The sequence below is a fragment of the Paraniabella ginsengisoli genome (genome assembly GCF_022513635.1).
GTDB classification, from domain to species: domain Bacteria; phylum Bacteroidota; class Bacteroidia; order Chitinophagales; family Chitinophagaceae; genus Niabella; species Niabella ginsengisoli.
The window spans coordinates 1,837,321-1,849,893 of record NZ_JAKWBL010000001.1; the positions used below are offsets into that span (position 1 = coordinate 1,837,321).

The window sequence follows — 12,573 nt, forward strand, 5'->3', positions numbered from 1 at the left end:
GATATTGTAGCACTTAGCCAGGCAGGTTGCGATGTGTTGTTTTATCCGGTTGTTGAAGAAATGTACCCGCCTGAAGAAATAACAAGATTTTATGATTTGGGCCATCTTGAGCATTTATATGAAGGAACTTACAGGCCCGGCCATTTTCAGGGAGTTTGCCAGGTTGTTGATAAGCTTTTTACCATTGTAAAGCCCGATCAGGTATTTTTTGGACAAAAAGATTACCAGCAATGTATGGTCATTAAAAAACTTATGGACCTTACTCCAGCATTTTCTGGCATCAATATGAATATCGTACCTACTATGCGGGAAGAAAGTGGTTTAGCAATGAGCAGCCGTAACATGCGTTTATCAGAAGAAGAGAAAAAAATGCCACAACAATATATCAGACTTTATTGTTTATTAAACAAAATCTGCGGCCTGGTTTAAACAATGTAATAATTGAACATGCAACATTGCAACTGCAACAAAGTGGATTTAAAACAGACTATGTGGGTATAGCCAATGCAGAAACATTGCAACCCATTGTTGAATGGAATGGAGAAAAGCCGCTTGTGGCCTTGATTGCAGCTTATTTGGGTGCTGTAAGGCTTATTGATAATTTGGTGATAGCTTAGTTGGAAAGCTGCTTGATTTAAAATACTTTTGCAAACTTCAAAGAACTTTTCAAGACATTTAAAATATACGTTAGATGAATACGGTAAAATTAAAAAGAGTTCATGGTGAATATGGATTTGATACTATCAATGAAAATGGAACCGTGGTTAAAACGGATACAAATCCTCAAATGGGTGGACAAGAATATGGCGCGCGGCCTATGCAGCTTTTGTTGAATGCTCTTGCAGCTTGCTCCAGCATTGATGTCATCAGCATCTTAAAAAAACAAAGGCAGGAAGTTGTTGATTATTCCGTAACTGTAAATGGCGAACGCGAACCTAATGTTGAGCCTTCTCTCTGGAAAAATATTGAAATGATCTTTGAAATAACTGGCAATGTGGATGAAGACAAAGCTAAGCGTGCTGTTGAGATATCTTTAACAAAGTATTGCTCAGTTGCTATTACATTGGCAAAAGCTGGAGCAGAAATTAAAACACAAGTGATTATTAATAATGTTTGATGTACGATGTACTGTCATCCGTCATCTGTCAACTCCCAACTTATAATTAATGAGTTCAGAACGAAAACTTCATCCTTCTACCATTGCGGTTCGCACACAAACACCGCGCACGGCCCAAATGGAACATTCTACTCCGCTGTTTCTTACAAGTAGCTTTACTTTTGAAACGGCTGAAGCCATGCGTGCTGCGTTTGCTGATGAGTCGGATGATAATATTTACAGCCGTTACAGCAATCCCACTGTTGATGAGTTTGCTCATAAAATCGCTTTGTTGGAAAAGTGTGAAGCGGGGTTTGCTGTTGCCAGTGGCATGGCGGCTGTTTTTAACTCTTTTATGGCGCTATTAAAAACAGGTGATCATTTGCTATGTTGCCGTTCCATGTTTGGAGGCACAAATACCGTTGTTACAAAGTTTTTAGGAAGATTCGGGATAGAATTCACGATGGTAGATGCGGAAGATATTGACAACTGGGAAGCATCCATCAAGCCGAACACTAAAATGCTGTATCTCGAAACACCTACCAATCCTCAGTTAGAGCTTATCGATCTTGAAAAAGCAGGTAAGTTAGCAAAGAAACACAACCTGATCTACAATGTGGACAATTGCTTTGCAACCCCTTTTCTACAAACACCTGCTGATTTTGGTGCCGACCTTGTTATTCATTCTGCTACCAAGTGGATTGATGGACAGGGGCGCGTTTTAGGTGGAGTAATTGCCGGTAAAAAAGAGCTTATCGATCAGGTATATTTATTTTGTCGCAATTCTGGACCTACCCTCTCGGCATTTAATGCGTGGGTGCTTACTAAAAGCCTGGAAACACTTGAAGTTCGTATCAGCCGTCATTCAGAAAATGCTTTAAAGGTAGCATTAGCATTAGAAAAGAACAGTCAATTAGAATGGGTAAAATATCCTTTTTTGCCATCACATCCTCAATATGAAATTGCTAAAAAGCAAATGAGTGCAGGTGGAGGTATTGTTTGTTTTGAAATAAAAGGTGGCGTAGAAGCAGGCCGCAAATTTATGGATGCTTTGCAGCTACTTTCTTTAACACCTAATCTTGGTGATTCCAGAAGCATCGCTTCTCATCCAGCCAGCACAACACATTCAAAACTGAGTGATGAAGAGCGTTCAAAGGTCGGGATCACTCCGGGATTGATAAGAATTTCAGTTGGGTTAGAACATCCGGATGACGTTATTTATGATATTGAGCAGGCGCTAACTAAACTTAACCAATAATATCAAGACAAGCTTAGTAATCACTTAGGTCATTTGGATTTAGTATAAGTAAACGGCTGATATGGGCTAAGGTTAAAAGTTACATTTCCCTTTGAATTTGTATTTTTTCCCCAGCAACGTCAGCCACCAGTATATACTTCGCACCTGGTTTATAACCGCCTACTTTTAAATAATACAGAAACATATTTTTCTTATATGGAATTCCTCTGAATTTATCAGCGAGGGATTCATGCGTATCTTCTGAAACCAAGTTTCCATCTTGCATTAACTTAACGTTTTTGACCTTTAAAAACGAAGTTCCTTCCGTAAAGAAAAAGCCGCCGTAACGCGTCCATCTGCATATACTTTCTCTGTAACATCCCAACTTAATGTTTTGAAATTAGTACTAATTTGTTCAGGCTGCCACACTCCTGCAATATATCCACCAAGTTTAAAATAATCGATTTTCAAGGTACTGAGCCGTGGCAAGTGAGAATCAAGTCTTTTAAGGAAACCGGATAGTTCCTTATTTTCAACATTCGTCCAGCCAATTTCTGCAACTGCCAATAAGCGTGGAAAGTTCTGTACATTAATATCTTTTACTTCCTGCGGAACAGCAGGCCACATATTAGCCTGTACACCTAAAAGATATTTACTTTCTGATTGTGACAAGCCTTTTCCCGGATCATAGTCATAAACAGCTTCTATGGTATTTGGCCCCTGATAATTAAGATCCGCCATGGTTCCATCATCTCTGGAATGTTGTTGAATGTCGAAGTATAACGGGCCGGTAGGTGTTGCAATTGTATAAAACTTATTTTGCGCAGCTTTAAGCACGGCACCTCTTCCCAGCCAGGACATGATAGCTGTTGATGCAGGCAAATTCTCGGAATCAGCCAGAATATCATTCCAGCCAATCGGCTGCTTTCCTTTTTCACAATGATATCGCTGACTCTCCGTACAAAATAACTTTGCAACTGTTGAACATTATTCATTCCGTTCTTTTCCATGAACTCTTTTACATGAGGTTCATTTTCCCAAAGCCTGTGTACCACTTCATCTCCGCCAAAATGAATATACTTAGAAGGAAATAGTTGGGCGATTTCTGTGAATACATCATTCAGAAATTTATAAACATTTTCGTTAGTGGGATCTAATGGATTAGGTGTAAATTGATGGCCCCAATAACCCCACGAGGCCAGAAACGGAAATACGTAATCTGGTTTTACGGTTTTATTTACGCCCAATTCAGGATGAGTAATTATAACAGGCCAGCAATGTCCGGGAACATCTATTTCAGGTACAATGGTAATGTGACGTTCAGCCGCATATCTTATCAATTCTTTTATATCATCCTGGCTGTAGTATCCACTTCGTTCTTCCGGCTGCTGGTGCCTCGCCTCAAAAACCGTTGTCTTTTTTGATGTAAGTTCAGGATACTTTTTGATTTCTATTCTCCATCCCTGGTCATCTGTTAAATGTAAATGAAGCACATTCATTTTATACAGAGCCATTATATCCAGATATTTTTTATAATATTTACACCATAAAAAGTACGGCTAACATCTTGCATATATCCTCTCCATTCAAATCGTGGCGCATCTGTTATTTTCATTGCAGGTAATAACCATTCTTGATTTTTAACAGCCAAATGGCTTTCAATTGATGGAGGTAATAATTGTCTTATAGATTGAACGGCATAAAACAACCCTGTGTTGTCAGCAGCTTTTGCAATGACTTTTTCCTGATCAATTTCCAAACTGTATGCCCCTTTAGTACTATCGCCGAAAGAAGGATCAATAATAAGATAAACGCCTTTTTTATTCTTTGTTCCCATTAAAGACAGAGAAAGCGAATAACCAGTGGGCCTTTGTAAAAACGCACCAAGAAAAGATGCTACCGACAAAGCCTCTTTACTATAATAAATTTTTGTTTTTGGTGAAATCAAGAATGAGCCAGTTCCTGCTTTCAAATACGATGGTTTTGGAATGATCATATAGGTAGAGTTTTGTCCGTAAATGGTAAATACAGATAGGCAAGAAACTAATAAAAGGATTGAGTTGCGAACTAATCTAATAGAGTTGAACATAATAAAAAACTGTACCTGCAAAATAGCAAATGCCAACACCAATTTGTTGCGCAATGGTTTGCACAAAAAGTATTTCAGAAGCAGCTTCTACATTTCCTTATCTCACCAAAATACTTGTCTGCAATAATGTTTTAATAGTTGATAGTATAAGTTTTACCTGGCAGTGTCTTGAGGGTTTTATTAACAGATCCTGTTTTTATAACACAGTCTCCGCCCAGCTTTGAAAATATCGTTGTGCTTATCAATTTGTTATTTTTCCATTTCATATCGATAATAAAACCACCACGGGCAACTAATCCTTTAACCGATCCTGTCGACCATTCATCAGGCAATGCAGGAAGTAGTTGAATATAGCCCTGATGACTTTGTAACAACATTTCTGCGATAGCTGCGCCGCCACCAAAATTGCCATCAATTTGAAATGGCGGATGAGCCCCAAATAGATTAGCATACACACCTCCTCCGCCGTACTTAACAGTCGCATCGTTTCCAACAAATCTCATTAGTTTTTTTACCGCGTCGTAAGCTCTTTCTTCATTTTGCAATCTTGCCCATAAAGCAATGCGCCAGGTAATGGCCCAGCCCGTTCCATCGTTGGTACGAATTTCCAGTGACCGTTTAACAGCTTCAGCCAAATCCGGTGTTTCTGAAGTAGAGATTGTAGTGCCGGGATAGACACCAAATAAATGAGAAAGATGTCGATGGCGTGGATCGGCATCTTTCCAATCATGGTACCATTCCTGTAAGTTCCCTTCTCTTCCAACCTGATAAGGATATATATTTTGCAGTGCTGTTTTTACTTTGTTTTGAACAGGAATATCCAGACCTAATGTTTTCGCTGCTTTTAAATATTGATTGAACAATTCTTTTATCATTGCTAAGTCGGCTGTACTACCGTACAAAGTTTGCCCATTGTAACCATCATCTGTTATATAAACATTTTCTGGTGATGTAGAAGGTGCTGTAACCAAATATCCTTTTTTGTCTTTCGTTAAAAAATCCAGGCAGAAAAGGACGGCGCCTTTCATCATTGGATAAGCCTGCTTTTGAAGAAATGTTCTGTCTTTTGTAAATGCATAATGTTCTCCTAAATGTGTTGACAGCCATACGCCGCCCATGGGCCAATTGGCCCAACACGGATCTCCCTCACCATAATCTCCCACCGGATTTGTAAGTCCCCATAGATCTGTATTATGATGGCAAACCCAGCCACTGGCGTTGTAAAAATTTTTAGCAGTATTTGCTCCATTTATTGACAACCGATGCATAAAGTCAAATAGTGGTTGATGTAACTCTGACAGATTTCCGGTTTCTGCTCCCCAGTAATTCATTTGAGCATTAATGTTTGTTGTATAATTACTACTCCATGGCGGTCGTGTAAGTTCGTTCCATAATCCTTGAAGATTAGCTGGTAACCCTCCCGGACGTGATGAACTAATAAGAAGGTATCTGCTAAATTGATAAAAAAGAGCAAGCAAACTGTTATCCTTTTTACCGCTTGCGAACCTGTTGAGCCTTTCAACTGTAGAAAGATCTTCATTTTCGTGATCGCCTAAATCGATAGAAACGCGATCAAAATATTTTCTAAAATCCGTCGTATGATTAGTCAATAACTGATCGAATGCTTTACCTGTAACCTGGCGTAAGTAAGTACCGGCAAGTACTTCCTCGTTTTTTCCTTGTGTACCCGGGTTCTTATCAAATCCATTATAACTGGTGGCCATGGATAGTGCGAGAACTACTTCTGTAGCATTACGAATGCTAAGACTTGTGTCGCGCCAGCTTTCCTGACCATCATTTTTTATTACCTTAAGATTAGCGCAAAATCGCATGGAATTGATCGTGTCGTAGACAATTGGATTCTCGATATCTCGGCGGTAATTAGGCTCAGCATGTATAGGAGCCCAACCCTTCAATAAAAGCGATTTATCCTTAGCTAAACTTTTTGCTTTGATTTTGCTATCGAAAGTGCAGTTGAAATTAATTTTACTACTACCTCCGTTCGCCTTGAGGCGTATAATTATCACCTGGTCAGGATGAGAGGCAAATATTTCTCTTGTATAAAATGTGCCATTTAATTTATAAGAAACCTTTGAAATGGCGTTTCGAATATCAAGTTCACGTTTATAGTCAGATAGCTCTCCGAAATTTTCAAAATTGAAATATAAATTTCCAAGCGGTGCATAAGACTCGGTGAAAGGCCCTTGCATAAAGCGAACCAATGAATCAGCTTTTTTATAATCTTCATTAAACAAAGCTTCGCGTACAGGTTGCAGATATTTATGCGCATTGGGGTTGACGTTTTTGGCATCCATTGGCTTTCCTGCCCACAACGTAGCTTCATTCAAAGATAGCTTCTCTGTAGTTACGCCTCCGTATATCATGGCGCCTAACCGGCCATTACCAACAGGTAGCGCTTCTTCAAATACGGTTGCTGGTTTTGTATACCATAGTGTAAGAACTTTGTTATTTTGGCTGTGGGCGACTGTTAACAGTCCAAAAGAGAATATAAGTGATAATAGTACTAATCTATTTTTTTCATTTGCAAGTTGCTTTTCACAAACTTACGGTATCAACTTTTAATAAGATCGATTAAGCTAATAATTGCTAAGTTTAGATTAATATTTAATTATAGGTTCCTGAAACAAACATCCAACTGTTACCTTTTATGTCGGTAACTTTTACACAAACTTTTACTCCCGACTGATTAGCAATTGCAGGTGAAGTGCTGATCAATAGCTGGCTGCCTAAATCGGGTGCCAGTTTCCACCATTGATATTCCACCTTTGATTTGTTCTCAGGATTTTTTCCATTGTATTTATACGAGGCAAAAAGTTTTCCTCCCTTTTCTATGATATTGATATTACTTGCATAAGGCAGATAGGGCATTGATCCTATTTTATATTCCTTTTTAATTGCTTTGAAATAGGCATCTCTTTCTGCTGTTGACATACCGCGTTCAATAAACATGGTAGCTTTCCAGTTAAAATCTGTCGAGTTTGTTTCTATACCAACGCCATAGCCCAGGCGCCTGCTCCAATCCTGACCCTGGCTAATTATATCTCCGTAATATTCTCCATTTAACCATATTTGTGCACGTCCTGTACCATTGCCTGTGTTTTCAAAACGGACATGCAAAAAAACCAATTCAAAATATTTAAGCGGAACTTTGTGCTTCACATAAGCATCTGACCGCATCGCTCTTATATCGTTAATACCACCAAACCCAAGATAATAATTGCCCCAACCGCTAATGATCGCTTCCCAGTCGGTGCCTGGCATCTTTCTGAAAACAATAGTTTGCTCTTCCGGTAGCGTAAAAGGATTGCTATTCTCGCGAGTAAGAAGTTTATAATTTGCATTGGGTTGGTTTGTGAATACAACCTCCTTTTCTGCAAGATAAGGTTTACGGATTGTAGGCCTTGGTAATCCAACATACGGCAAATCTTTTCCTTTCAGAGCTTTTAAGAACAGCACGGCACCTGAGCTATCTGTCAATACACTTTCTGATGAATAATACGCATCTACGTATTCTGCTATTCCATCAATGACAGTATCGGCGCTATTAATACTGCTAATATTACGTCCTGTTGCGTTACAGCTTATAAAGATTCCTGTCAACAAAAAGGCAAAAGACAAAAATCTATTAATCATTCTAATCATAATAAAATTCAAAATTGAGCTAAAATGTTTAGATAAGTAAATTCAATATTAAAGTGTTATAAAATTAATGGTCAAGTTAAATAGTAATATCATTCTCAGCATAAATAGCAGTAATACGAAAATGCCCCCTTTATATCTGAATAAATCATCGTTTACTGAAAATGGTTTAAGTAAATTGCAGTAATATTTTATAGTTAAAAATGATTGCCCTACTTAGAAATGTGTTATATAGAATTGTTTGTTCTGTAATCGCAATAATGCTGATTTATCAGGTAATGGCTCAGGGTAACAGTAATCTTTCTTACAAACAATTATCAGTAAATCAAGGCCTCTCTCATAGTGATGTCACTTCGATGGCGCAGGATATATCCGGTCATTTATGGCTGGGTACCCACAACGGTTTAAACAAATACGACGGGCAAAAAATTACTGTTTTTAAACATGATTCGCAGGATCCCAACAGCCTGCCCGACAACAGGATTACAGTATTGTTTGCTGATAAAGCCGGTAATATCTGGATAGGGACAGAACGCAATGGCCTTTGTTTTTATAATAGCCGAAAGGAAACATTCACAAAAATTGATCAAAATAGCGCTCCTTCCCCTCAAATATGGATCACCGACATTAAGCAAGATAGAAAAGGGATCATTTGGGTAACAACTAAAAAAGGTACTCTATTTGGTATTGTTTCTGAAGTAAGCAAATCGCCCAAAATAGTTCATAAAATTTCTGTAGCAAAGGCCGATATGCCTATCAATATAAGTTCAATGCTTATTGAAGATCATAATAAATTATACCTGGCTACGGATAAAGGTATTTATACTGCTTATGTTTCGGAAAAAATAATTAAAAAGAGCAATTTTACTAACAATAATGGTGGGATTGTAAAGTTACTAAAGGACTACACAAATAATATCTGGGCGGCAAAAAGGGACGGCATTTACAAAATAGAAGGCCTTGACAATGGAATGCTTGTACAACCAGCCCTGAATAAAATACAAATCCAGGAAAATATTGAAAAAATAGAATCTATTTTTCAGGATAAGAATGGGACGATTTGGGTAGGAACTTTAAAAGATGGCGTGTATAGGCTCCGACCACCATCACCATCTGATAACAGCCTGACCTGGAAAGTAGAACACCCCTTATCTCATATTAATAATTATGAGTTTACAGGAAGTTTTTTCAACATCAAATGTTTTTTTGAAGATAAGTATGGCCTTTTGTGGGTAGGAACTGCAGGCGGAGGAGCTATTTATTCGAATTTGAAAAACAAGATGTTTTACACTATATCTACCAGGCTTTTTAATGGAAAGAATCTTATAAACGACACATACATCAGTTCGGTTTATTCTGACAATGGTACGCTGTGGCTTGGTACAAGAAAAGGGCTTTGTGTACTTGACGTAAGCTCGGGAACTTCAAAAGTTTATTTGCAGGATAAAACAGTGAATACAATATATAAAGATACAAAAGGCGTATTCTGGATTGGTCTTGCTGGTAGAATCGATGGATTATGGCGGATTGAAAAATCTGCAAAAGGAATTTCTGAGCCAACAAAGTTTGGTATTAATGATGCATTAAAACTCAGCGCTCAAAGTGTAACATCCATTACTGAAGATGATGCCGGCCAATTATGGGTTTCAACAATTAACGGAGGTATCAATATTATTTCCGAAGACAGGAAGAGTGTGATGCACCTGCGAACCAATAATCATAAAGGACTTCTTTCAAACAATATTAATAATATATACAACGATCCCCTGTATTCCTATATGTGGATTTCGTACCGGGATAAAGGACTGGCGCGCATTAGCCTCAATAATGGATTTTATGGGATAAGGAATTATTCTCATCAGGAAAAAAACAACAAAAGCCTAAGTTCAAATTTTACCTGGGCAGTGAAGAGAACTAAAGACTCTTCTTTATGGATAGCCACATTGGGTGGCGGACTTAATAAAATGATCGAAACTTCAAAAGGCCCGGTATTTACGCATTTTACCGTTGCCAACGGATTGAAAGATAATGATATTGAGGCTATGGAGGAAGATACTTATGGAAACTTGTGGCTTGCGGGTTATGGGCTAACCAACTTTAATACAAAAACAGGTACAAGCACGTTTTATGATTATACGGACGGGTTGCAAAGTAATGCCTTTAAGGTAGGATCAAGTTTTAAGGATGAGTTTGGCCGCCTATATTTTGGGGGCATCAACGGGCTAAATTATTTTGATCCCACTAATATTGAAAATGGAAATATAGCTCCCGATATTGTTTTTACCGGTTTAAGGGTGTTTAATAAAAACATTAACGTAGGAGAAGAAAAAATGAGTCGGTTATATTACCAAATGCTCTGAATTTCCTGGATACAGTTACACTCAAATATTCTCAAAACGACTTCTCAGTAGATTTTATCGGGATCCAATTTGCAAACTCGCTTAAAACAAAGTACAGATACAAACTATCAAACTATACTGAAGATTGGGTGGAGACCAGTTTTCCATCCGCTGGTTTTGCTAAACTGGCTCCTGGAAAATATGAACTTACGGTATATGCTATTACAGGCAATAATGTAGCAAGCCCTCAAAAGAAATTACTGATTATTGTTCAGGCACCCTGGTGGCTTACATGGTGGGCGTATTGCATATATATACTGGCGGCTATAACTGCTTTTTATATTATATATCGCATTGCTAAACGCGAGAATAAGTTGAAACGAGATCTCGCAATTGCAGAGAAGGAGAAAGAGTTAAACCAAAGAAAGCTTGAATTTTTTACTAATATTTCTCATGAGTTAAGAACACCCATGACGCAATATACAGTCCATTGACTGAATTTCTGGAAAAGGGTTTTGATGCCAGCTACAAAGAAAAGTTGTGGCAGATGTACCGCAATGCCAAAAGAATTCTCACGCTTACCAATCAATTGCTTGATTTTAGGAAAATGGAAACCGGGCACATGAAGATTAAAGCCGCTCAGGTTGATATCACGCGTGTAATAAATGAAATATTTCTTGTTTTTAAAAATAAAGCTGCGTCGCAGCACATTCAATATTCAATACATATCGATGAACCAGCTTTAATATATTGCGATAAGGATAAAATGGAAATTGTTTTCACAAATCTTTTATCAAATGCATTTAAATACACCGCTGATGGCGGCAGTATCACTATCAAAATAGTTACCGTTGGAAACAGCAAAAGAGATGCACTATATTATAACTCCAACGATAACAATAAAAAGCTGGCAGAAAATTATTTGAAAATCATTGTTACTGATAATGGGGCAGGCATTCCTCCTGCAGAGGTTTATAAAGTTTTTAATAGTTATTACCAGGCCTCTCAGGCAAAATCACTTAATACGACAGGTACCGGCCTCGGGCTTTCCATTGCAAAAGGTATTGTGGATATGCATCAGGGTTTTATTACTGTGGACAGCGACATAAACAAAGGTTCTACATTTACAGTTGCCCTGCCATTTGGGAAAGCTCATCTGAAAGAATCTGATATTACTACAAGTCACACTAACCCTGATGATGTGACTAATTATGATGACATTGAAAGTGAGTTTGATACCTTGGAAATACCGCAGCCACCACTTTACATTTCGGAGCAAGACAACAACACGTCATATCATGAAACCCCATGGCTTATCACGGATGAAACCGATCTTGCATTACCAACAATAGAGGTGAATGATAAGGGAGACATTACACCACTTTATCAGCTCCTTATCGTTGAAGATAATCTTGAGTTATTGCAATACTTACAAAAAACGTTAGCCGTTTATTATAAAATTGTTACTGCAAAAAATGGAAAAGAAGGATTATTGAAAGCCCGTCAATATTTGCCGGATATTATACTTAGTGATGTGATGATGCCCGGAATGGACGGATTAGAAATGTGTCAACTGCTCAAGTCTGATCCTGAACTGAACTATATACCCGTAATATTACTTACTGCCAGAACGGCTTCTGTTTATGAAATTGAAGGTATTGAAACCGGTGCTGATGACTATATTACAAAACCATTTAATTTCCGTTTATTAAAAGCGAAGCTGAATAATTTTTTAACGCAACGCGAAAATGTAAGGCAGTATTTTAAAAAATTAATAACCCTCCAGCCTTCCGATACACAAATTAATACAGCAGACGAACAATTTCTTGACAAACTGATCAAGCTGGTAGAATCATCACTTACTGATGATAATTTTAGTGTAAAGAAATTATCTCAAGGAATGGCCATGAGTCAGTCTACTTTATACAAAAGAATCAAAGATCTCACAGGAAATAGTGTTGTGGACTTTATCAAAAGTGTTCGTATCAGACGGGCAGCTCAGCTACTTATCCATCAAAAAATGAAAGTGAACGAAGTTGCTTTGGAAGTGGGCATTACGGATCAGAAATATTTCCGGGAACAATTTAGAAAATACTTTGGTCAAACGCCTTCTGAATACTTAAAAAATAATAAATCAGACACACCCAGGTAA

9 protein-coding genes and 2 pseudogenes are annotated in these 12,573 nt (G+C 37.9%); 6 read left to right on the forward strand and 5 right to left on the reverse strand.

Annotated elements, in window-relative coordinates:
- Nucleotides 1-3: 3 nt before the first annotated feature.
- From MKP09_RS10040 to MKP09_RS10050, 3 genes and pseudogenes are all read left to right on the forward strand, one after another.
- A pseudogene (locus MKP09_RS10040) lies at nt 4-617 on the forward strand (4-phosphopantoate--beta-alanine ligase).
- Between the two features lie 74 nt (nt 618-691).
- Entirely contained in the window at nt 692-1,117 is a 426-nt protein-coding gene (locus tag MKP09_RS10045; RefSeq protein WP_240827714.1) for an OsmC family protein, read from the forward strand.
- Between the two features lie 49 nt (nt 1,118-1,166).
- Nucleotides 1,167-2,354 (forward strand): trans-sulfuration enzyme family protein, encoded by a 1,188-nt coding sequence (locus tag MKP09_RS10050; protein ID WP_240827716.1) that lies wholly within the window; start codon nt 1,167-1,169, stop codon nt 2,352-2,354.
- A 79-nt stretch (nt 2,355-2,433) separates the two neighbouring features.
- On the opposite strand, the gene MKP09_RS10055 is transcribed toward MKP09_RS10050, so the two are convergent.
- The 5 genes and pseudogenes from MKP09_RS10055 to MKP09_RS10080 all read right to left on the reverse strand — a co-directional run bounded on the left by MKP09_RS10055 (nt 2,434) and on the right by MKP09_RS10080 (nt 8,076).
- Nucleotides 2,434-2,619, reverse strand: coding sequence for a hypothetical protein (locus tag MKP09_RS10055; RefSeq protein WP_240827718.1), 186 nt, complete (start codon nt 2,617-2,619; stop codon nt 2,434-2,436).
- A 20-nt stretch (nt 2,620-2,639) separates the two neighbouring features.
- Nucleotides 2,640-3,847 (reverse strand): annotated as a pseudogene (locus MKP09_RS28040) (beta-N-acetylhexosaminidase).
- Entirely contained in the window at nt 3,847-4,458 is a 612-nt protein-coding gene (locus MKP09_RS10070) for a beta-N-acetylhexosaminidase (RefSeq protein ID WP_240827757.1), read from the reverse strand. The pseudogene MKP09_RS28040 and the gene MKP09_RS10070 overlap by 1 nt, the downstream one beginning before the upstream one ends.
- A 95-nt stretch (nt 4,459-4,553) precedes the next feature.
- Nucleotides 4,554-6,932 (reverse strand): glycoside hydrolase family 95 protein, encoded by a 2,379-nt coding sequence (locus MKP09_RS10075; RefSeq protein ID WP_317235289.1) that lies wholly within the window; start codon nt 6,930-6,932, stop codon nt 4,554-4,556.
- A gap of 115 nt (nt 6,933-7,047) precedes the next feature.
- Nucleotides 7,048-8,076 (reverse strand): hypothetical protein, encoded by a 1,029-nt coding sequence (locus tag MKP09_RS10080; RefSeq protein ID WP_240827770.1) that lies wholly within the window; start codon nt 8,074-8,076, stop codon nt 7,048-7,050.
- A 209-nt stretch (nt 8,077-8,285) separates the two neighbouring features.
- Between MKP09_RS10080 and MKP09_RS10085 the strand changes: the two genes are divergently transcribed.
- From MKP09_RS10085 to MKP09_RS10095, 3 genes are all read left to right on the forward strand, one after another.
- Nucleotides 8,286-10,442, forward strand: a complete 2,157-nt coding sequence (locus MKP09_RS10085; protein ID WP_240827789.1) for a ligand-binding sensor domain-containing protein — start codon at nt 8,286-8,288, stop codon at nt 10,440-10,442.
- Nucleotides 10,443-10,504: 62 nt separating this feature from the next.
- Nucleotides 10,505-10,915, forward strand: coding sequence for a triple tyrosine motif-containing protein (locus tag MKP09_RS10090; protein ID WP_317235290.1), 411 nt, complete (start codon nt 10,505-10,507; stop codon nt 10,913-10,915).
- Complete coding sequence (locus MKP09_RS10095) at nt 10,912-12,573, forward strand: hybrid sensor histidine kinase/response regulator transcription factor (RefSeq protein ID WP_240827793.1); 1,662 nt, start codon at nt 10,912-10,914, stop codon at nt 12,571-12,573. Before MKP09_RS10090 ends, MKP09_RS10095 begins: the two co-directional genes overlap by 4 nt.